At 36.6% G+C, this 21,304-nt stretch carries 25 protein-coding genes and 7 tRNA genes (1 of these 32 cut by a window edge); 16 read left to right on the top strand and 16 right to left on the bottom strand.

Translation table 11 applies throughout. The annotated features are described in order from the left end of the window. The 7 genes from OC529_RS02770 to OC529_RS02740 all read left to right on the top strand — a co-directional run. Positions 1-37 (top strand) — tRNA-Met (locus OC529_RS02770) (it extends 37 nt beyond the left edge of the window). 3 nt (positions 38-40) lie between these two features. Continuing rightward, positions 41-113 (top strand) — tRNA-Phe (locus OC529_RS02765). Between the two features lie 12 nt (positions 114-125). Beyond that, a tRNA-Tyr gene (locus OC529_RS02760) sits at positions 126-206 on the top strand. Between the two features lie 4 nt (positions 207-210). Beyond that, a tRNA-Trp gene (locus OC529_RS02755) sits at positions 211-281 on the top strand. 14 nt (positions 282-295) lie between these two features. Continuing rightward, positions 296-368 (top strand) — tRNA-His (locus OC529_RS02750). Positions 369-381: 13 nt separating this feature from the next. After that, positions 382-453, top strand: a tRNA-Gln gene (locus OC529_RS02745). A gap of 9 nt (positions 454-462) precedes the next feature. Beyond that, a tRNA-Leu gene (locus tag OC529_RS02740) sits at positions 463-546 on the top strand. Between the two features lie 110 nt (positions 547-656). On the opposite strand, the gene OC529_RS02735 is transcribed toward OC529_RS02740, so the two are convergent. From OC529_RS02735 to OC529_RS02675, 13 genes are all read right to left on the bottom strand, one after another. Then, the gene (locus tag OC529_RS02735) at positions 657-1,388 is read right to left on the bottom strand and encodes a metallophosphoesterase (protein ID WP_261075634.1); all 732 of its coding nucleotides are present in this window, start codon (positions 1,386-1,388) and stop codon (positions 657-659) included. Then, positions 1,381-1,617: a type II toxin-antitoxin system RelB family antitoxin gene (gene relB, locus OC529_RS02730; protein ID WP_001067147.1), complete on the bottom strand. Its 237-nt coding sequence runs from the start codon at positions 1,615-1,617 to the stop codon at positions 1,381-1,383. The genes OC529_RS02735 and relB overlap by 8 nt, the downstream gene beginning before the upstream one ends. 215 nt (positions 1,618-1,832) lie before the next feature. Beyond that, on the bottom strand, positions 1,833-2,270 hold the full coding sequence (locus tag OC529_RS02725) for an HD domain-containing protein (protein ID WP_000381519.1): 438 nt from the start codon (positions 2,268-2,270) through the stop codon (positions 1,833-1,835). A 40-nt stretch (positions 2,271-2,310) separates the two neighbouring features. Continuing rightward, a complete protein-coding gene (locus OC529_RS02720; protein ID WP_262081427.1) occupies positions 2,311-3,444 on the bottom strand; it encodes a tyrosine-type recombinase/integrase in 1,134 nt (377 codons plus the stop codon). A gap of 3 nt (positions 3,445-3,447) precedes the next feature. Further along, complete coding sequence (locus tag OC529_RS02715; protein ID WP_000562210.1) at positions 3,448-3,651, bottom strand: DUF3173 domain-containing protein; 204 nt, start codon at positions 3,649-3,651, stop codon at positions 3,448-3,450. 13 nt (positions 3,652-3,664) lie between these two features. After that, positions 3,665-4,447 carry a Rep protein gene (locus OC529_RS02710; RefSeq protein ID WP_262081426.1) on the bottom strand — a complete coding sequence of 261 codons (783 nt, stop codon included), beginning with the start codon at positions 4,445-4,447 and terminating at the stop codon, positions 3,665-3,667. 186 nt (positions 4,448-4,633) lie between these two features. After that, positions 4,634-5,401 carry a metallophosphoesterase family protein gene (locus tag OC529_RS02705; RefSeq protein WP_000854384.1) on the bottom strand — a complete coding sequence of 256 codons (768 nt, stop codon included), beginning with the start codon at positions 5,399-5,401 and terminating at the stop codon, positions 4,634-4,636. A 166-nt stretch (positions 5,402-5,567) separates the two neighbouring features. After that, positions 5,568-5,957, bottom strand: a complete 390-nt coding sequence (locus OC529_RS02700; RefSeq protein WP_001192943.1) for a hypothetical protein — start codon at positions 5,955-5,957, stop codon at positions 5,568-5,570. Positions 5,958-5,990: 33 nt separating this feature from the next. Further along, the gene (locus OC529_RS02695; protein WP_000772801.1) at positions 5,991-6,305 is read right to left on the bottom strand and encodes a hypothetical protein; all 315 of its coding nucleotides are present in this window, start codon (positions 6,303-6,305) and stop codon (positions 5,991-5,993) included. 89 nt (positions 6,306-6,394) lie between these two features. Next, on the bottom strand, positions 6,395-7,714 hold the full coding sequence (locus OC529_RS02690) for an FtsK/SpoIIIE domain-containing protein (protein ID WP_000475575.1): 1,320 nt from the start codon (positions 7,712-7,714) through the stop codon (positions 6,395-6,397). Between the two features lie 5 nt (positions 7,715-7,719). Further along, the gene (locus tag OC529_RS02685; protein ID WP_001282605.1) at positions 7,720-7,938 is read right to left on the bottom strand and encodes a hypothetical protein; all 219 of its coding nucleotides are present in this window, start codon (positions 7,936-7,938) and stop codon (positions 7,720-7,722) included. Positions 7,939-7,979: 41 nt separating this feature from the next. Beyond that, positions 7,980-8,828 carry an endonuclease/exonuclease/phosphatase family protein gene (locus OC529_RS02680; protein WP_262081425.1) on the bottom strand — a complete coding sequence of 283 codons (849 nt, stop codon included), beginning with the start codon at positions 8,826-8,828 and terminating at the stop codon, positions 7,980-7,982. Between the two features lie 57 nt (positions 8,829-8,885). Beyond that, entirely contained in the window at positions 8,886-9,344 is a 459-nt protein-coding gene (locus tag OC529_RS02675) for a hypothetical protein (protein WP_000982223.1), read from the bottom strand. 340 nt (positions 9,345-9,684) lie between these two features. Here OC529_RS02675 and OC529_RS02670 point away from each other — a divergent pair, with 340 nt between their 5' ends. The 9 genes from OC529_RS02670 to pcp all read left to right on the top strand — a co-directional run bounded on the left by OC529_RS02670 (position 9,685) and on the right by pcp (position 18,173). Next, positions 9,685-9,864: a hypothetical protein gene (locus OC529_RS02670; protein ID WP_000414803.1), complete on the top strand. Its 180-nt coding sequence runs from the start codon at positions 9,685-9,687 to the stop codon at positions 9,862-9,864. 291 nt (positions 9,865-10,155) lie between these two features. Further along, on the top strand, positions 10,156-11,433 hold the full coding sequence (locus tag OC529_RS02665; RefSeq protein ID WP_262081424.1) for a gamma-glutamylcysteine synthetase: 1,278 nt from the start codon (positions 10,156-10,158) through the stop codon (positions 11,431-11,433). 75 nt (positions 11,434-11,508) lie between these two features. After that, positions 11,509-12,993 carry a threonine synthase gene (thrC, locus tag OC529_RS02660; protein ID WP_262081423.1) on the top strand — a complete coding sequence of 495 codons (1,485 nt, stop codon included), beginning with the start codon at positions 11,509-11,511 and terminating at the stop codon, positions 12,991-12,993. 60 nt (positions 12,994-13,053) lie between these two features. Then, entirely contained in the window at positions 13,054-14,334 is a 1,281-nt protein-coding gene (locus OC529_RS02655) for an MATE family efflux transporter (protein WP_173253265.1), read from the top strand. 3 nt (positions 14,335-14,337) lie between these two features. After that, the gene (locus tag OC529_RS02650; protein ID WP_173218876.1) at positions 14,338-14,961 is read left to right on the top strand and encodes an HAD family hydrolase; all 624 of its coding nucleotides are present in this window, start codon (positions 14,338-14,340) and stop codon (positions 14,959-14,961) included. 162 nt (positions 14,962-15,123) lie between these two features. Then, on the top strand, positions 15,124-16,299 hold the full coding sequence (locus OC529_RS02645; protein ID WP_262081422.1) for a LysM peptidoglycan-binding domain-containing protein: 1,176 nt from the start codon (positions 15,124-15,126) through the stop codon (positions 16,297-16,299). Positions 16,300-16,617: 318 nt separating this feature from the next. Continuing rightward, on the top strand, positions 16,618-17,043 hold the full coding sequence (locus OC529_RS02640; protein ID WP_262081421.1) for a MarR family winged helix-turn-helix transcriptional regulator: 426 nt from the start codon (positions 16,618-16,620) through the stop codon (positions 17,041-17,043). A gap of 10 nt (positions 17,044-17,053) precedes the next feature. Continuing rightward, positions 17,054-17,416: a DUF1304 domain-containing protein gene (locus OC529_RS02635; RefSeq protein ID WP_218764768.1), complete on the top strand. Its 363-nt coding sequence runs from the start codon at positions 17,054-17,056 to the stop codon at positions 17,414-17,416. Between the two features lie 112 nt (positions 17,417-17,528). Beyond that, a complete protein-coding gene (gene pcp, locus OC529_RS02630) occupies positions 17,529-18,173 on the top strand; it encodes a pyroglutamyl-peptidase I (RefSeq protein WP_173275487.1) in 645 nt (214 codons plus the stop codon). A gap of 113 nt (positions 18,174-18,286) precedes the next feature. Here the strand turns inward: pcp and OC529_RS02620 are convergent, their stop codons facing one another. The 3 genes from OC529_RS02620 to OC529_RS02610 form a co-directional block, all read right to left on the bottom strand. Continuing rightward, positions 18,287-19,165, bottom strand: a complete 879-nt coding sequence (locus OC529_RS02620) for a DUF975 family protein (protein ID WP_173275484.1) — start codon at positions 19,163-19,165, stop codon at positions 18,287-18,289. 106 nt (positions 19,166-19,271) lie between these two features. After that, a complete protein-coding gene (locus OC529_RS02615; RefSeq protein ID WP_262081420.1) occupies positions 19,272-20,417 on the bottom strand; it encodes a tyrosine-type recombinase/integrase in 1,146 nt (381 codons plus the stop codon). Positions 20,418-20,590: 173 nt separating this feature from the next. After that, the gene (locus tag OC529_RS02610; RefSeq protein ID WP_262081419.1) at positions 20,591-21,187 is read right to left on the bottom strand and encodes a DUF308 domain-containing protein; all 597 of its coding nucleotides are present in this window, start codon (positions 21,185-21,187) and stop codon (positions 20,591-20,593) included. Positions 21,188-21,304: the final 117 nt, after the last annotated feature.

Raw genomic sequence — 21,304 nt, 5'->3', positions numbered from 1 at the left:
AACCCGAAGGTCGTAGGTTCAAATCCTGCTCCCGCAATAAGGCTCGGTAGCTCAGTTGGTAGAGCAATGGATTGAAGCTCCATGTGTCGGCGGTTCGATTCCGTCTCGCGCCATTTATATATTTTGGAAGGGTAGCGAAGAGGCTAAACGCGGCGGACTGTAAATCCGCTCCTTCGGGTTCGGGGGTTCGAATCCCTCCCCTTCCATTTTACGGGCATAGTTTAAAGGTAGAACTAAGGTCTCCAAAACCTTCAGTGTGGGTTCAATTCCTACTGCCCGTGTTAATAGAATTATGGCGGGTGTGGTGAAGTGGTTAACACACCAGATTGTGGCTCTGGCATGCGTGGGTTCGATCCCCATCACTCGCCTATTTTATATTATTGGGGTATAGCCAAGCGGTAAGGCAAGGGACTTTGACTCCCTCATGCGTTGGTTCGAATCCAGCTACCCCAGTTACTATTTGCCGGCGTGGCGGAATTGGCAGACGCGCTGGACTCAAAATCCAGTGTCCGCAAGGACGTGCCGGTTCGACCCCGGCCGCCGGTATAGTAGAAAAGACAAGGGTTAGAAACCTTGTCTTTTTGTTATGTCATAAGAAATTTCTTGGAATTGTTACTAATAATTACTAATTTCATATAAAAGCACATGATTAAAAGTTATAGAAAGTGATATTTTTGGGTAATTGTATCATAGTAAAGAACAGGTATTGTTTTGCTATTCGTTACATCTCCATCAATAAAGTAATGACTTTTACTATCATAGTAAATCTTACCCAGGTATCTTCTATCTTTAGCTACTTCCCAAGAAGCAATATGGCCCGAAATAATAGCTTTATGAAATCTACCAGTGGTAATAGGAAATTTGTTTGTAAATATCTCTGAACTCGTTAGTTCTTTCCAAAGCTTTCCTGCTTCTTCATCAATGCCAGCATGGACAAAAATTTGGGTTTCAGTTTCATAATAGCGTTCATCCCTATATCGTTTTTTAAACCAGTTTATAAATGGGTTGAATTTGATATTATTTTTAATTTCATTTCTAACAGCTGTTTCAAAGTTGTTAGCATTCGATTTAAAAATATAGTTCAATTCCTCTGGAGAGAAGAAGCTTTTTATTGTTTCTGGAAATGCTGAAGCAGTAGGTTTATCTAAAATCAACCAATCATAAAACCATTCTTCATGATTCCCTAGAAGAGTAATAATTTGATTAGGATAAACCTCCTCAAGTTCGATTATTTTGGAAATGACTTGAAAAGATTGAAGTCCATTATCAAGATAATCTCCTAGTAAAAATAGGCGATTATCTTTATCGTTTAAATTTACTTTATTGAGAGCGTCTCTGAATTCATCCAAGTATCCATGTATATCAGATATTGCGTATAATTTAGCCATAGCGTCTCATCATTTCTTCATGTGAGATAGTTTTTTTGCCACATTCAACCCATTTTTTATAAGCTTCATCAGCGACCTTAATATCATACATATCTTCAATTTTCTCTATAACAGCTTGTCTAATAAAGTCAGTCTTTGTTGTATTATTTTCTTCAACAATAGCATTTAATAAAGAATTTAACTCTTGACTAAGTTGAATAGAAATTTGTGTAGTAACAACATTATTCATATAACAGCCACCTAATAGTTATTTTAGATACATTATACTCCTAGTCTAAAAGTTTCTCAATAAAAAATTTCACTTTTTATAGTTATTTATTTTAATAAAATTGTAGTATCTGCAAGGATGTGCCAGTTCGAGACCGACCGCCAGTATAGTAATAAAGACAAAGTTTATAAGCCTTGTCTTTTGTTTTCTCTTTATAAAATTTTATAGTTTAGTTACTAACTTTTTTTCTTTGCTCTTAAAAATCTAATAGCAGAACTGTATTTCTTATTTCTCTCTAAGTCTTTTTCAGTAATTAATGGTAGTCTTGTTAAATCTGAATTATGCCGTAAATCCGCCAACTTTACAACTCTAGCGAGTTCATTTTTCTTTACTAGATTGAGATAAGATTGATAATCTTGTCCTTTTTTCTTTGTGAGTATATCGACGGCTTCTATAATATTTTTTGAAAAACCTTCCTTTTTTAGGTCTAGTAGGGTTAGTGAAGTATCTTCAATTACATCATGTAGATAGGCGACAGCTTTCTCTTCATCAGTTGCGACAAAACTAGCTACTGTTTCAGGGTGTTTAATGTAGTCAATTCCTGCTCTATCAATTTGTCCAAAGTGTGCTTTTTTAGCTACTTCATGTGCTTTTATTGCTTGTGATGTATCCATGATTTAATTATAAACTTTCCATTTATAAAACTCAATTACTTTATAGTAATTCATCTAGTTTATCAGCTAAATCCTTTTGCTTACTTGGGTACAAGTGAGAGTAGGTATCAATCGTGGTTGTTATAGAAGCATGTCCTAGTCGCTCTTTTACAACTAGATAATCTTCCCCTTGGTTAATCAGCAGGGAAGCGTGTGAGTGCCTAAAATCGTGTATGCGTATCTTTTTTAGTGTGCTGTCACGTTCAAGTATTTTCTTATATTGTTTTTCAACTGCATTTTTTGTAATTGTGATAGGACTATTTTGAAACACTTGTAATGTTAGGCTATTATTGGTAAATTGCTCTAATAGATGTTTTTGTTGCTTTTCCCAATCTTGTAATTCTTGGCTTAATTTTTTATTGATGACAATTCTTCTTGTTCCTGCTTTAGTTTTTGTTGTGCTGATATGAGTTACTCCTTTATTAACATAGACAGATTTCGTGATATGAATTGTATTACTTGAAAAGTCGATGTCTTGCCATGTTAGGGCAAGAGCTTCCCCAAGTCTTAATCCTGTAAAGAATAGAACAGTAAAGAGTAGTTTGATATTATATTCTTCGGGTTCAAATAGTGTCAAAAACTTCTGAAATTCTTTGACTGTCCAAAATTGCATTTTTGTTTTTTCAATTGGCAACTTTTTTATCAATTTTGCTGGATTGGAGGAGTAATAGCCTTTTCGCAAACCAACATCAAAAATTTTTTTGAGTAAAATCATGATTTTGTTGATAGTATTTGTGCTTAACGGTTTATCAGAATTTTTAGCTACTTTTTGCCTAAGATGTTCTCTAAATTGGTAGATGTCTTCATAGGTTAGTTTTCCGACATTATCTACCATAGAAAAATAATCTTTGATGTGTTTGTTGTAATTATTATCTTGTGTATTGATATAGCTTGCTTTTCGATGATTTATACTATCTTCTTCCTTTAGTAGTTCATATAGTATGGGGATAGTTATTTTAGCCCCATAGAAGCGTTCTTTTAACTCTACACTTCGTAAGTAGTGTTCTGCCTCAATAGCTTTTTTTTTCGTCTTATAGCCCTTTCTGACAATTCTACGTTGCTTTAGTGTTATTGGGTCAAAACCGTTGCTAATATCAACTATCCAATTACCGTCTTTACCTTTTCTAATTGCCATATTTTACTCCTTGAGGGTACTGTTTTGAACATCAAAACCGAGTAATTCGCTTACAATAGTAGCAGGTATAGTACCAATTCGTTTATTCTGATAGACTGTAAAGCCTCGTGTTATCAGTAGCTCTTTCCCTTGGCGGATAATACGTTTAGATGTTCCCTCAGAGAAACCAAGGGCAACTAGGTCATTCTTAGTAACAGTTGCTATCATGTAACTTACTCCTTTATTCATCTAGTTTTATTTTCTTATACTTTACATGATTATCGAAATACTGACCGTCTTTATAGACTTTACTAATGTATTCCGTTTCATATAGTACGACTGAACTATCATAATTAAAATCTTCATAAGTATAAAATCTATCTTCATCAGGCTTTTTTAAGTTGCGTGATGAAAAATAGGCTTGCTTTCCGAAGTTTTCCAACAATTCTTGTCCAATCCCTTTTTCAAAATACTTTGTGACATATCGACCGCGATTTTCTTTGCTGTCTACATCAACTTTATTTATCCGTACTGCTCCATGTCCCCAAAGTTCCAAGAGTTGACGGTGTGGTACATAAGGAACGCTGAAAAGCAGAATATGAGCATGCCATGCTCCACGTTTTTGCTTTTCTAATACTGTTAAATATTTTAATTTACTTTTCTTGGTATTAAAGATGTGGTAGTTAAAGCGTTTTATAAAAGTTTTTAGTAAGTCTTTGAAGTGGTTTCTGTCGCTAATATTTTCTTTAGTGGTCAGGGTTAGAAATGAAGTATTGTCATTATAATTACAATCAACTAATCTTAATAAGTTCCACTTTGCTTCTAAGCGAGTTTTTTTCATACGCTCCAGACGTTGTTCTTGTTCTTCAGGTGTAAGTTCATCAAATGTTCTACGTTGTGATTTTTCCTTGCTTTTAGTATCAGTATCTAAAATGGATTTTCCTTTTGAAAATATTGGCTTTTCATATTCCCAAATTTCAATATAGGAAGCGGTGCGAATAATTTTTTTATTATAATTACTCATAAAAAAAAGCACCTTTGTTATAGCTTTCGCCAAAAGATTGTCTATATAATAAATAAACTAGGAGGAGCAAAGCTCCTCCCTACTTCTATCATGTGACTAAGCACCGCTCCGCTAAAGACGCTTCCAGCTTGCCGACTGCTTGTCGGCAGTTTTGCTTAGGTACATGATGAGAAGTAGCTATTAAATTCATAGTCGTGGTAATTGTTTTAATATTTTGTCTGTTGCCCAGTCTGTTGAAATGACCTCAAAATGTCCTTGGTCATAAACGAGCAAATCTCCGTTACCAATAAATTGATATTTATTATCTTTGTCAATATATAATGAAAAAGTATCTATACCAATAACATTTTTAGAAATATCAATAGATTCTTTAGGGGTATGCCCAACAATTTGTTTAGGAAAGTCTTGGTTGGGAAGCAGTTCTAATTCTCTAAAATGTGCCCATAAAGGAGAACCCCCAAGAGCTTTCCCACCACGCATTGGTCCTATTGTATAAGCTAGAATATCTAATTCTTCTTCATGCTCTTTGGTATAGAGGTTAAAATGCCATTCTTTTGGGTCAAATATCAGATTGAAACCAGCGTGACTGACTAAATAATCATCTAGTTGATAAGCTACTTGTAATTTCAAATCCTGCAACAATTCTTTAACTGCGAAAAACACTTCTAAATTTTGAATTGAGAAAGGAGCTTGTTCTCCCAGTAAATAATAAGCATCATGATTACCTATAAGATTAATTACATCTATTCCGTTTTGCTCTTTATCTATTTTCCAAGAGTATAAAAAAGTGAGGTCTTTGGCATAAAGTTGGATATTGTTAGTTTGACCATGTAAATCAACGTAATCACCAAGAAAAATGATTCTCTTAATATTATGTGTTTGGATAATTTTGTCAACAATGGGTAAAATCAGTTGAGATTTTAAGTGTAAATCACCAATTAATAACGTCTTCATATATATTCCCCTCTTTATTTTTGATATTAGTCTAAGAATCGAATTAAGTTATAGCACATTGTTTCGATGATAGATAAATAGAATTAATTATTCTTAAGATGTTATTTAATAATTTCCATGAATATCAGACATAGAGTAATATATAGCCATAATATCCTCTAATTGTCTATCGAGCATTTAAGGCATAGATATAAGCTACATAGCAAGCAAAATCCCCAATACGTTTTCTGTCATCGTTAAATTTTTCAAACCAAGCAACATCATTGCCCTGTTCACTTGCTAAACCTTTTAAAATCTTTAGTTGATAAATAACTTTATTGTGAGTAACAGTTCTAGATTCATCGCTGGTAAGTTTCTCTTCTCTTGAGAGTGTGAGCCATTTACCACGTGCAGAGGCATACTCTACGCATAGAAGCACAAATGTTGTCCATTCTTCTTGAAATTCTTTATCAAGTTGATTGGAGGAATTAAGGAGACTAGAATAGATTTGTTCTGCTTCAGAAAATGAAACAATCCCCTTTTCATTCTTAAAATCATCGTAGTTAAAAGTTTGCATTGTAAAACTCCTTTATATATTATCTAATCTTAGCTATTTTGTTACAGGTAAAACATCAGAACAAGCGAACCACAAATTTCCATTGAATTGCCCTACGTTTAAATCTTTAAGACTAACAGGACAAGTTTTATTATTCGTCATCTCTTGAACAGAAGCAGTAGGGGATAATGTATTTACTTTGACTTGTATCATCTCCATAAAAAAATCTGAGTTTTCGTCTTGAATTGACACGTTAAGTCTTAAAGCTACGGGCTTATTAGTCTCTCTGTCTAATACTTCTGTATAGCCTTTTACTGCTAGAAATTTGTTGCCAAGCAGTTCTGGCTTTAAAAAATCATTCAACTTCATGTGTACCTCTTTTCTATCATCGCAGAGCGATGAGGAACAGATATTTTTGCTGAAAATCTATTGAATTTAAGCAAAAATATCTATTGAAATTATTTTAACTTTGTTATATATAATTGTAGTTCTTTTATAAAATCGAATTGTGTTGTATCAAGATAAGGACTTTCCCAATATTGAGCCGTTTCTTTTCCTGAACCTTGCATGTAAAGATAGCCAGCCCCTTTTACCTCAATTGGCTTTAATTTATCAGGGGTAGCAGAACCAAAGACCATTCGATAACCCTCGCTAGAATTTGCACCAAGAGCAATTCTCAAGCCTAGGTTATCTCTAAGGTCGGTATTTAAGGTTTCGGCTCTCATTTGTTGAGCTGAAATTAGGATAAATACCCCAGCTTGTCGCCCAAGTAGAATGATTTGCTTGATACCGTCCATAACTTCAACTATAACTTCTTTTGATTTTTTATCCGTTCCTGAAGCTTGAAATGCTCCCATTTCATCTAATATCAACCATATCGGCTTAAAGCCGTGCTCTGAAAAATTTGAAGCGTATTGAAAGTTATCACGCATAATTTGATAGCGTGCCGTCATTGCCTCGACGACTAATCGAACAACTCGTGCGATATTGTTAGGGTTTGTAGATACATATTTATCTCCAATATAGTGTGACAAACTGCCTAAATCACTATTTTTAGGGTCAGCAATATAGACTGTTGATTGCCGTTTGAGAAGTTCTAAAATCAGGAAAGATATGAAGACAGACTTTCCGCTCCCTGTTCCTCCTGATACTAAAATATGTGGGCATTTTATTGGGTTATAATTTACACCATATCCTAAATCTATATCAAGGCTATCTATCTCTCGTCTTTGGTTGTGAGATTGTAGAACTAACCTTTTTGGTTTTATGTAATAGAAATGATACTCTGCAACACTAGCCCGAAGAATCTTCTCGTCAAGCTCTAGTCCAAGCGCGCCACAAAGCAAATCATCAAGAGCTTGAAGTTTTTTTGTAAATTCATCGCCCGTTATAAGAGCTTTGATAAGAACATGACCTTTTTGTCTATCTATCTCGTATTCTAATGCTGCACTTCTGATGATTTTTTCATAGCCTGAACTATCTTTAGATGTGGTATAAAGTCTGTTTGTGTGGAGTACATAAAGTAAGCTCTCACGTATAATAAGGTAATACTCTAAGTTATATCGAAAAATTTTTATTTTCAGATGAATTTTATAGATAATAAATCCACCTAAAAATATGAAGAGAATTTGAACAAAAGTTGGAGCCCTTATATTGGCAATAATAGCACATATAATGCAGATAGTGAGTGCTATTATTGAAAAATGTACTGTCTTCAATTTACTGCTAGTAATAATATAAGTTTTGGTTAAATCAGCACTTTGTCTTAATTTAAACATATTAGTTAGATACCTTTTATTTTATCTAAAAGCTCTTTTAAAAGTTCGTAAAACCCTAAGAGCTTGATTTTTGCGAAATAATATGTTGAGATAAGCAGTGGAATACACCCAAGGATAAGGATAGAATTCGAAAAGAAATGTCCTTGAGGGAATATAAAAATTGCTATGCCAGCTAATATCAGAAATCCTAAAAGAAATATATATGCTTTTAAATTATCACTCATTTTACTTTACCTCCTCTAATGAGCAAGTATTTTAAGGACAACTATAAAGAGATAGTTGCCGATAAGATAGCGTGGTCGGGGAATCCGACTTTATTTTGATATTTGGGATTTTTAGTGAACTCCCAGCTATATTTAATATCGCTGATTTCTGTTAAGTTGGAAAATAAATGGTCGTTTCTAATATAGCGTTTTATATTATCTGCCCTTGTTCCTGGATTAATCCATGAATAGACCTCATCATAATTACCTGTAGGAGAATAGGTGGCAAGATTTACTTCGGTCATTTTTGCGACTAAGAGAGGGTAAGAATAATAATTTTGTAAAAACTCCTTATCATGTTCCCATGAGTCTATTTTTTGATGTTCAAAGTAGTGAAAATTGTTAAAATCGCCCATAAGAAGAATGTTCCCGTTTAATTTACGAACATATTCTGTAATATACTCAATTTGTAGCAAGCGTTCTTTAGCGTCCTTGACTAAAAGTGGTAATTTTCTCTTATAGGGGAGTGTATCATCAATGTCAGCAATTTTTATTCTCGCACCAATGATATGCAAGGGAGCACCTTCAAAATCAATTTGTAGATGTAGAAAATCGGGGAACTCCTCCTCTGGGAAAGTTGTTATTCGGGGAAGTGTAACGAATTTTGTTTTTATGGCTATCAAGACTTCATTTTGAAATTTTTTGATATGTTCAGGATACATAAATAAAGAGTAACCTAAAGATTTTAGTTGCTCACAAAATTCAGAGTGATTTTTTCCTTTTACGTACTCTGTTAAGCAGACGATATCTGAATTTTGTTTAGCTAATTCATGTACAATCATTTCAGGAATTTGTTTTCCTTTTCCTGAACGTTGATTGATGTTCCAAGTGGATACTGTCATTTTTTTCATATATAAATAAACCTTTCTATTTAGAATAGTAGTAGAGGAGAAAATCTCCTCTTACTATTATTTAATTCTACCAAGGACACCTTGACATATACCTATAAAAATATCCTCGTGTACAGATGATGTAGGATTATTAGGATTGATTATACAAGCATTTACCCAGCCAAAAATATTGTTATTAAACTCCTTTTGCCAAATTTTAGCTTGTTTTGCCGTTGAAATTCCTTTTTCTGCTTTACTGACGTAAAGAAGATTTATTAGATGATTATTTGCAATAACAAGGTAAACAAGATTTCCTGTTCTGGTTTCATACTCATTTACTAGCTCTCTATAATGTGCTTTATCAGTGTCTATATCAATTGGAGCTAAAATTCCACCCGATGGGGTGAGATAAGAATAACACAATTTCCCATTTTCCCATTGATTAATGAGACTAGGGCTGAGTGTAAAAACGGTATCAAGAGTATCTAATCTATCTCGTGCTTCTTGATATTGTTCAGTTTTTAATGTATTCATCATTTTGTCCTCTCTTTAATGTTAATTGAGGGAGCAAATGCTCCTGTGTGATGTATGCCTGAAATGAGGAAGTGCTAAAAGTCGTATCCATCATAGATGTCTCCTTGTTCGTCTTCATCATAATAGCTTTCCAATTCTTCATAGAAGTAATCTAAAGCTTCCTGTTCCAATTCGTTCATACTAGCTCCTTTCTTTTAAAAATAGCTATATGCTAGTCATAAATTAGTCTAAGACTAGTTTAAAGATAGTATAACCCAATAAATGGTTTTTGTCAATCGAAAAGCTAGTTATTTGCTAGCTTTTTTGTTAGAATAAAGTTAGATATAAATAAAGGAGAATTATAGTGGAAAAGCAGATTGCATTTTATATGACAAAACGTTCATCAGAAGAATTAGATAAAATTCAAGAGATTTTTGCGAAGAATGAAGGAAAGGTGACGAAAGCCTACATTCTTAACCAAGCAATTTATAAGTACTATGAATACATAAAGGAATATTATAAAATTGATGAAGAAATAAAATAGGTGAATACGCTAGTTCCTAAAAAGTTACTAAAAACAAAAAAATTGTTTTTTTAATAATAAAAATTGTTTTTTTATAACGTTGATTATGCTGACTTATAAAGATATAAAATCTTAAATACTAAAGCCTGCTGGGCTCAAAATCCAGTGTCCGCAAGGACGTGCCGGTTCGACCCCGGCCGCCGGTATAGTATAGAGTTAGGAACGTTGTTATTCTTCGTTCCTTTTTTATATTAGTTTTGGTATAATTATAGTTATTCAAATTTTATTTAGATTAAGAAAGTGTAGGATAGTATGTCTCGTTCTATCGATTTATTAAAACATCGGTATCTGAAAAATATTAAAGAAAATCCTGAATTGTTTGTCGGAATTGAGTTGGAGTATCCTGTTGTAAACTTGGAAGGGGATGCTACAAATGTTGAAATTATAAAGGATCTATTTCATTATTTAGTTTCCGCTCTGGATTTCATTGTAGAAAAGGTAGATGATTTTGGCAATCCTATCCAGTTAGTAGATCCGATAAGTCAGGATGCTATTTTATTTGAAGTTTCCTATACAACGATTGAGTTTGCGTTTGGTAAGGCTGAAACGATTCAAGAGGTCGAAAATCGTTTCAATAATTATATGGATGTAATTCAGAGACAATTAGGCGAATCCAATCATGCTATCGTTGGTTGCGGTATTCATCCCAACTGGGATAAAAATGAGAATTGTCCAGTGGCTTATCCACGCTATCAGATGTTGATGGATTATTTGAATTTGAGTAGAAATATTACTAAATCAGATTTACATCATTTCCCTGAATATGGTGCTTTTATCTGTGGGAGTCAGGTCCAGCTGGATGTTTCAAAGTCTAACTACCTACGGGTGATTAATGCTTTTACCCAAATTGAAGCAGTTAAGGCTTATTTATTTGCAAACTCTGAGTTTTCGGGTGCGGATTGGGATACGAAAATTGCAAGGGACATCTTCTGGGAAGAATCGATGCATGGCATCTATCCAGAGAATGTTGGGGTTAATGCTAGACTCTTTGATGATGAGGATGATTTTTTTGACTATCTAGATCATTCTGCAATTTTTACTGCGGAACGTGATGGACAAACCTATTATTTTTATCCGATTCAGGCTAGGGACTATTTGGCTACATCTGAAATCCAAGCATATGCTCTTAATGGGGATGAGATTCTTATTTACCCTCAAGAGAAGGATTTTGAAACTCATCGTAGTTATCAGTACCAAGACTTAACGACTCGAGGAACAGTTGAGTTTCGTAGTGTGTGTACACAGCCACTTGATAGGACTTTTGCTTCTGCAGCCTTTCATTTGGGATTGTTGGTTAATTTAAATAAGTTAGTAGCTTACTTAGAAACAGCACCTTTCTTTAAGAAATTTGATTGTGATTATAAGTTTTTAAGACGACAATTTTCTAAGAAAAAGCTTACAGATGAGGAAGAAACTACGATTATTGAATTTTCCAAAGACTTACTTATCCTATCTGAGGAAGGACTGGAGATGAGAAATAAGCAAGAAATGATTTATTTAGAGCCTTTGAAGAAAGAATTGGGACTATAATTTCTTTTATAAAGGGAGAATTTTCTGAAAAATCATGATATAATGGAAGAGACTATAGATAAAGGATAGAGAGTAATGACATTAGTTTATCAATCAACGCGTGATGCGAAAAATACAGTAACTGCCAGCCAAGCTATTTTGCAAGGTTTGGCTACGGACGGTGGTTTGTTTACACCGGTTACTTATCCAAAGGTAGATTTGGACTTTGACAAATTGCAAGATGCTTCTTATCAGGAAGTTGCTAAGTTAGTTTTGTCAGCATTTTTAGATGACTTTACAGCTGAGGAGTTGGACTACTGTATCAACAATGCCTACGATAGTAAGTTTGATACTCCAGCTATAGCGCCTTTGGTGAAATTAGACGGGCAATACAACTTGGAACTGTTCCATGGTTCAACAATTGCCTTTAAGGATATGGCCTTGTCTATCTTGCCATACTTTATGACGACTGCTGCTAAGAAACATGGTTTGGAGAACAAAATTGTCATCTTAACAGCGACATCTGGTGATACTGGGAAAGCTGCTATGGCGGGGTTTGCGGATGTGCCTGGTACTGAGATTATCGTCTTTTATCCAAAGGATGGTGTCAGCAAGGTTCAAGAGTTGCAAATGACCACTCAGACTGGTGACAATACTCATGTTATCGCTATAGATGGTAACTTTGACGATGCGCAAACAAATGTGAAGCACATGTTTAACGACGTGGCTCTTCGTGAAAAATTGGCTACCAACAAGTTGCAATTTTCATCAGCTAACTCGATGAACATTGGTCGTCTGGTGCCACAGATTGCCTACTATGTGTATGCTTACGCTCAGTTGGTCAAGACTGCTGAGATCGTGGCTGGTGATAAGGTCAATTTCACAGTACCAACAGGAAACTTTGGAAATATTTTGGCTGCCTTTTATGCCAAACAAATCGGTCTCCCAGTTGGTAAATTGATCTGTGCTTCAAATGACAACAATGTTTTGACAGACTTCTTTAAGACACGTGTTTATGATAAGAAGCGTGAGTTTAAGGTAACAACTAGCCCATCTATGGATATTTTGGTATCTTCAAACTTGGAGCGTCTCATTTTCCATCTTTTAGGTAATGATGCGGTTAAGACAGCTGAACTCATGAATGCTTTGAATAGCCAAGGTCAATATGAGTTGACTAATTTTGATGCAGAGATTTTGGACCTCTTTGCAGCTGAATATGCGACTGAGGAAGAAACAGCGGCAGAAATCAAGCGAGTTTATGAGTCAGATTCTTATATCGAGGATCCACATACGGCGGTTGCCTCTGCAGTTTATAAGAAATACCAAACGGCTACTGGCGATGCGACTAAGACAGTGATTGCATCAACAGCTAGTCCATACAAGTTCCCAGTAGTTGCAGTAGAAGCTGTAACAGGAAAAGCAGGCTTAACTGACTTTGAAGCCTTGGTTCAATTACATGAAATCTCAGGAGTTGCAGTGCCACCAGCAGTTGATGGCCTTGAAACAGCTCCAGTTCGTCATAAGACAACTGTGGCGGCTGCTGACATGCAAGCAGCGGTTGAGGCTTATCTAGGACTTTAAGACAGAGGGAGTAAACTCGGTTGGGAAACCAACTGAGTTTCTTTTCATCAGGAGGAAGGATTGTTTAAGAAAAATAAAGACATTCTTAATATTGCCTTGCCAGCTATGGGCGAAAACTTTTTGCAGATGCTCATGGGGATGGTGGATAGTTACTTGGTAGCCCACTTGGGCTTGATAGCTATTTCGGGTGTATCAGTAGCTGGCAATATTATCACCATTTACCAGGCGATTTTCATCGCTCTGGGAGCTGCTATTTCCAGTGTTATTTCAAAAAGTTTGGGGCAGAAGGATCAGTCTAAGCTAGTCTATCATGTGACTGAGGCCTTGAAGATTACCTTACTATTAAGTTTTCTTTTGGGAGCTTTGTCCATCTTCGCTGGGAAAGAGATGATAGGACTTTTGGGGACGGAGAGAGATGTAGCTGAGAGTGGTGGACTCTACCTATCCTTGGTAGGCGGATCGATTGTTCTTTTGGGCTTGATGACCAGTATGGGTTCCTTGATTCGTGCAACGCATAATCCACGTTTGCCCCTCTATGTTAGTTTTTTATCCAATGCCTTGAATATTCTCTTTTCCAGTCTAGCTATTTTTGTTCTTGATATGGGAATAGCTGGTGTTGCTTGGGGAACTATTCTGTCTCGTTTGGTAGGTCTTGTGATTTTGTGGTCACAATTAAAACTGCCTTATGCGAAGCCAACTTTTGGTTTAGATAAGGAATTGTTGATCTTGGCTTTACCAGCAGCTGGAGAACGTCTTATGATGCGGGCTGGAGATGTCGTGATCATTGCCTTGGTCGTTTCTTTTGGAACGGAGGCAGTGGCTGGGAATGCAGTCGGAGAAGTCTTGACCCAGTTTAACTATATGCCTGCCTTTGGTGTGGCTACAGCAACAGTCATGCTGGTAGCTCGAGCGGTTGGAGAAGATGATTGGGAAAGAGTCGCTAGTTTGAGCAAGCAAACCTTTTGGCTCTCTCTGGTTCTCATGTTACCCTTGACCTTCAGTATCTATGCTTTGGGTATACCACTAACTCATCTCTATACGACTGATCCTCTAGCGGTGGAGGCCAGTGTTCTAGTAACACTTTTTTCACTACTTGGAACCCCTATGACGACAGGAACAGTCATCTATACAGCAGTCTGGCAGGGTTTGGGCAATGCTCGGCTTCCCTTTTATGCGACAAGTATAGGAATGTGGTGTATCCGCATTGGAACAGGATATCTGATGGGAATTGTGCTTGGTTGGGGCTTGCCCGGTATTTGGGCCGGAACTCTTTTGGATAATGGTTTTCGTTGGTTATTTCTACGTTACCGTTACCAGCGTTATATGAGCTTGAAAGGATAGGAAATGCAAAAAACAGCTTTTATTTGGGATTTAGACGGGACTTTATTGGACTCTTACGAAGCGATTTTGTCAGGGATTGAGGAGACTTTTGCTCAGTTTGCTATTCCTTATGATAAGGAGAAGGTGAGAGAGTTTATCCTCAAGTATTCGGTGCAAGATTTGCTTGTGCGGGTGGCAGAAGAGAGAAAGTTGTATGTGGAAGTGCTAAATCAGGTGCGTGCCCAGAGTTTGGCTGAGAAGAATGCTCAGGTAGTTTTGATGCCAGGTGCGCGTGATGTGCTAGCTTGGGCAGACGAATCAGGAATTCAGCAGTTTGTTTACACTCATAAGAGAGACAATGCTTTTACTATTCTAAGAGATCTGGGGCTGGAATCCTATTTTACAGAGATTCTAACCAGTCAGAATGGCTTTGCGCGCAAGCCAAGTCCAGAAGCAGCTACCTATCTGATAGACAAGTATCAGTTGAATCTTGATAATACTTATTATATAGGAGATCGAACTTTGGATGTGGAATTTGCCCAGAATAGTAGGATTCAAAGTATCAATTTTTTAGAGTCGACTTATGAAGGCAATCACAGGATTCAAGCCTTAGCAGATATTTCCCGTATTTTTGAGGCTGAGCGATAAAAAGATTGTGTCAGTTTTGTGACAGAGACCTAACAAACTATTTCAAGTAATCGAGTTTATTACAAGGAATAGACAGTTCTGTTAAATAGGCCCGAGAGGGCTTTTTTTCTGCATTTTTTGTGTTATCATAGTCAGGTACTCATTTGAAAGGAATTTGAAAGAATGAAGAAAAGAATATTATTAGCCTCAACAGTAGCCTTGTCATTTGCTCCAGTATTGGCAACCCAAGCAGAAGAAGTTCTTTGGACTGCACGTAGTGTTGAGCAAATCCAAAATGATTTGACTAAAACGGATAACAAAACAAGTTATACCGTTCAATATGGTGATACTTTGAGCACCATTGCAGAAGCCTTGGGTGTAGATGTCACAGTTCTTGCGAATTTGAATAAAATCACCAATATGGACTTGATTTTCCCAGAAACTGTTTTGACAACGACTGTCAATGAAGCAGAAGAAGTAACAGAAGTTGAAATCCAGACACCACAAGTAGCTTCTAGTGAGGAAGTGACAACTGCGACAGCAGATTTGACAACCAATCAAGTGACCGTAGATGATCAAACTGTTCAAGTTGTAGATCTTTCTCAACCGATTGCAGAAGCTCCAAGCAAAAATGAAGTAGCAGCAAGTCCAGAAGTTACAGAGACAGTGACTGCTTCAGAAGAAGTGGCACCATCTGCAGAGACTTCTGTCCCAGAGGAGCAAACAGCCGAAACAAGCAGTGCAGTTGCAGAAGTAGCTCCTCAGTCAACGATTCCCACTGAGAAGCAGGAAACCCAAGCAAGTCCTCAAGCTGAATCAGCAGTGGAAGCAACTACAACGCCAGTAGAAGAAAAAGCAACTGAAACGACTGCAACAAGTTCAGAAGAAGCCTCATCAAATGAAGCTACAACAGCAGTTTCTACTTATCAACCAGAAGAGAAGAAAACAGTTTCAACAACTTATGCGGCTCCAGCTGCGCCTGATTATTCTGGACTTGCAGTAGCAAAATCTGAAAATGCAGGCCTTCAACCACAGACGGCTGCCTTTAAAGAAGAAATAGCCAACTTGTTCGGCATCACATCCTTTAGTGGTTACCGTCCAGGGGACAGTGGAGATCATGGAAAAGGTTTGGCTATCGACTTTATGGTACCAGAAGGCTCAGAACTAGGGGATAAGATTGCGGAATATGCGATTCAAAATATGGCCAGCCGTGGCATTAGTTACATCATCTGGAAACAACGTTTCTATGCTCCATTCGATAGCAAATATGGGCCAGCTAATACTTGGAACCCAATGCCAGATCGTGGTAGCGTGACAGAAAACCACTATGACCACGTTCACGTTTCAATGAATGGATAAACCAGACTTTGTAATATCATTTTGACGAATGAGATCTAGCTTTCGTGGTAGGAAGTGAGTCTCGTTCGTTTTTTCTTTGTCATACTCTTCGAAAATCTCTTCAAACTACGTCAGTTTTATCTGCAACCTCAAAGCTGTGCTTTGAGCAACCTACGGATAGCTTCCTAGTTTGCTCTTTGATTTTCATTGAGTATCAATATGAATGGGAAATGGAAGTTACCATTTTGTAATGATTGAATCATAATTCTTGCAATCTATTTTGCTTTGCATTATAATTGACTAGTCAACTATTGATTAGTCAATAGAAAGGAAGAAGACATGTTAGAGATTCAAGATTTACTGTATCAAATCCGCTTGTCTGAGCAAGCGAGTACGAAATTGTTTGAAAAAAGACTTGAGATTAGTTTGACACGGTATCAGATTTTATTATTTTTGTTGAAGTATTCCCCTTGTAATCAAATAGCGGTTCAGGAACGTTTGAAGATTGATCAGGCTGCTTTGACACGGCATTTCAAGATCTTGGAAACGGAAGGTTTGGTGGAGCGTCATCGCAATCCTAAAAATCAGCGGGAAGTGTTGGTAGAGGCTACGAAGTATGCCAAGGAGCAGTTAGTGGAGAATCCCCCTCTGAATCATATCAAGGTTAAGGAAGCGATGGAAAGTATCTTAACAGAGTCTGAGAGAATAGAACTCAGCTGTTTATTAAACAAATTAGTTTTGGGTATTGAGAATATAGAAATTTAAGGAGAAATAGATGTCAATTATGACAATCATTTTAGCAACGATTGTTGCTTTGGAGCATTTTTACATTTTTTATTTGGAAAGTATTGCAACGCAATCAGATGCGACTAGTCGTGTCTTTAACATGGACAAGGAAGAACTGGCTCGTCCGTCAGTAAGTTCATTGTTTAAAAATCAAGGGATTTATAATGCTTTGCTAGGAGTCTTTCTCTTGTATGGAATTTATTTCTCACAGAATTTAGAAATTGTGACTATTTTTGTCTTATTTGTGATTGGGGCTGCGGCTTATGGCTCTCTTACAGCAGATAAAAAAATTATTTTGAAGCAAGGTGGACCAGCTATTCTGACCTTGATTAGTATTTTACTCTTTAAATAAATTTGAAAGTCGGTACTAGTCTCGCTAGTCCTTTTCACTCTAGAATAAGGGAAATATGTTATACTTGTCTTTAAGAAAAGAGTTTTATTGAAATGGTTTTGAGGAGTTAGAAATGAAAGTATTAGTGACAGGTTTTGAGCCCTTTGGAGGGGAAAAGGTCAATCCAGCTTTGGAGGCCATTAAAGGTTTACCAGCTGAAATCCATGGTGCTGAGGTTCGTTGGTTAGAAGTGCCAACAGTCTTTCACAAATCGGCCCATGTATTGGAAGAAGAGATGAACCATTATCAACCTGACTTTGTCCTTTGTATCGGCCAAGCAGGTGGAAGAACTAGCTTGACGCCTGAACGAGTGGCCATTAATCAAGACGATGCACGCATTCCTGATAATGATGGTAATCAACCGATTGACCTTTCCATTCGCCCAGATGGTGCTTCGGCCTACTTTAGCAGTTTGCCGATTAAAGCGATGGTTCAAGCTATAAAAAAAGAGGGCTTGCCGGCCTCTGTTTCCAATACGGCAGGGACTTTTGTCTGCAATCATTTGATGTATCAGGCACTCTATTTGGTAGAAAAGAAATTTCCACATGTTAAGGCAGGTTTTATGCATATTCCTTATATGATGGAACAGGTGGTGAATCGACCGACTACCCCAGCTATGAGTTTAGTGGATATTAGGCGAGGGATAGAAGCGGCAATCGGCGCCATGATAGAACATGGAGATCAGGATCTCAAGTTGGTAGGCGGAGAAACTCATTGATAGAAAAAAGCTTGAGGGAAAACCTTCAAGCTTTTGGACGTTTTCGAGCCAATACTGCTCGGTAAAAAATCATTTTATTAATTTGAATGTAGGGTAGGAGTGAAAAACTAGCCCTACCAGGGGTAGTTTAGTTGGTATTTTTTACTAAGTGCTGCTCTAAGTACTGCTCTATAAAAGCTGATTTTAGTACATTGGATATAAGGTAGGAGTAAAAAACTAGCAATGCCAAAGGTAATCCAATTGAGGAAGTACCAAGGAAGAAGCTGTAAGTCTAGGACAAAGTGCTGGAACTTGTAGCCCTTCATAAAGGAACGGCTAGTTTTTAGGATTCGTCTTGGTGAGGCCTGTCCTAGGTCTAGACTATAACAGAGAAGAAATTCCACCTGTGAATAGGCATAATACTGTGGAATATAGAGGATATTTCCTACAATGATCAAGATGAGACTTGCAAGAAAGTAGAGTCCAAAGACCATGAGGAAACGCTCGGTTTCAACTGATGAGAGATCTAGATTTGGAAACTCAGGATGTAGGGGGACGAATTTTTTGGCTAAAAAGCTACTATAAAAGAGGAAGTAAATCCCAAGTAAATTAGGGATACTCCATAAAAAGAGATAGAAACGTTTGAGAAGTAGGGTCAAAAAGGTTTGAGAAAAGCGCTCCTCATCAAAGAGAGCTAGGCTGTTTTTTACAGATGGCTCCGTTTTAGAATCTTTCATGAGTGTCAGTGTTGCATAGACGGAACTGGTCAAAAGAACAGTCCCGATAAAGGAGACTAGTAGAGGAAAGAGGTAGGCTTGAAGTATTTGACCAAGTATGCTGAAAAATGGCTGTTCTAAAACAGTCCCGTGGATCCGAGATAAGGGATTAAGAAAACCAGATAAGATGACCAGCATACTGGGAAGGATATAGAGGAGAAAGAGACGGGGGGTGTCAGCCTGAAAATGTTTTGACTCCTGACGAATTGTTTTTAAATCAATTTTTGGATAGTTCATTCTCTTATTATACCATAAATAGTACACAGCTTGCTAATTCTTTGAAATCAGTGGGTTTCTATCGTGTTAAGTAAAAGTGAATACGAAATTGAATACGACTCTACTTTTAGCTGGATCGGATGAAATCCATAAGCTGATTAACGACTTCAACACGTTGATTATCGTTGATGTGGGTATACATATCAAGGGTAGTTTGAACATTATTATGACCTAATCTGTCCGAAATAATTTTGGCTGTAACACCAGCTTCAAATAGGAGAGAAGCATGTGTATGTCTAAACCCGTGAGGCGAAATTTTTTTAAGATTATTGTGTTTACGAAAAAATCTTAAAAGTTTCACTTTCATAGTTGCAGCTAAAAGCCATCCCCCGCTATTGTTCGTAAAAATATAATTCGATTCATGTTTGTAAGGCACACTAGCCTGAAAATATTCTTTTATTTGCTGACGTTTCCAGAGTTTCAATACATTCAGAGTTTCATCATCTAAGGTGATCACTCTCTTACTCTTTTTGGTTTTAGGGTCATGAACAGTTTGTTTGTCACCAATTACGACAGCTGTTCGAGAAATACTTAACAATTTATTTTCAAAGTCAACATCTGACCACATGAGTCCGATAGCTTCTCCAGTTCTCAAGCCAGAAAAAGCGAGCAAGTGAAAAAAGGTGTAGTCTACTGGCTTACAATTTGCTTTGTAAACTTTAAGAAACTCCGTTAGTTCCTGTTTTGTATAGTGGTTCTCTTTGCCCTTTAAGGGTCTATTTTTAGGCTTGATAATCTTGTCCAAGGGATTTAACTTAATGATGTCAAGAGAAACGGCATACTTGAAAATACGGCTGATTACAGAGTAGTAATTGGTATATAGGATATAGCGATTACTTAACTTGATAGCAACCTTCTGACAATAAGCTACACTGATCTGTTGAATCTTCATATCTGTAAAATATGAGTCAATCATAACATCAAGTTTCTTCTTAGTATTCTGATAAGTTGTTGGTTTTACAGTGCTCTTATAGCTATCAAGCCACAAATCAGCAACTTCAGCGAAAGTAGGGTTCTGGAAATCTTCGTTGTTTGAAAAACCATTCTCTTCAACATCTAAGAGAAGGTCACGTTCGGCAGCCTTTGCCTCTTTAATGGTTTTAAAACCACGTCTTGTTGTGCGTTTTTCTTTTCCAGTAGCAGGGTCTATGCCCAAATATGTTTGAAAGAGATATCTAGTCTCTCCTTTTTTTGTGATGTATTTTTTTATCATAAAAAAGTCCTTTCTTTTCGATTGCTTGCCCGCATAGTTGAAAAGGTGTAGAACTTATGATAAACTATAGTTGTATTTTTTTATCATCCTTTCCATTGCTTGCTTGATGGAAAGTTGAATCCTCACACTCAAAGTTTGGCGATGGCGAGTGTGGGGATTTTTTGTTGTCTTTTTTACTCTAGACCTGAGCTGACTTTAGAAGTCAACAAGAAAGAACCGTCGTCTTGTTTTGAAAACGAAAGAATAACGCTCTTATATTTGCTACCAGTAGAAGTATATGATACTGTCTTGCTGTCGTGGTCATTTACTGAACTAGTTGTCACATTGTTAGGTTCTCCGTGAACGCTAGCAACGTCATCGTAGTTAGTTCCACCAGCTCCATAGTTGATAATATCACCAACTTGAAGCGCATCAAACTGTTCTTTTGTCCAGTTAAATTTAGCATCTTCCTCTTTTTGAGATGATTCGATAGAAGAACTTACAGAGCTAACAGTCTCTTCAATGTTTTTACCTAGTTCTTTCAATGATTTAGCGTACATTGCTTGAGTTACTAATACAATAGCAATAGACACGACTGCTAGAACCGTCCCAATAATAGCTAGTGTTTTTGGTCTTTTTCGATTTACTGCAAAACCAATTAAACCGAAGATAAGAGCTAAAATAGCTAGAATGAATGAAAAATTATTAATGATAGGCATCCAAGACCCAAATAGAGCGATTGCTCCGAAAATAATAGCCAAAATACCTAAAACTTTGCGTTCTTCATTCATAATGAAACCTCTCTCAGCTTTTAATGTGGATCAGTTATTGCACATTTTTTTATTTCCATTTTGCGCAACTATTTCCAAAATGAAAATAGTTGTTAAATAAAAAATTAAAAGCCCAAC

The organism is Streptococcus sp. Marseille-Q5855 (genome assembly GCF_946901985.1).
Taxonomy (GTDB): Bacteria; Bacillota; Bacilli; order Lactobacillales; family Streptococcaceae; genus Streptococcus.
Note: the sequence above shows the minus strand (reverse complement) of the source record. Positions and strands in the feature narration are given on the sequence as shown.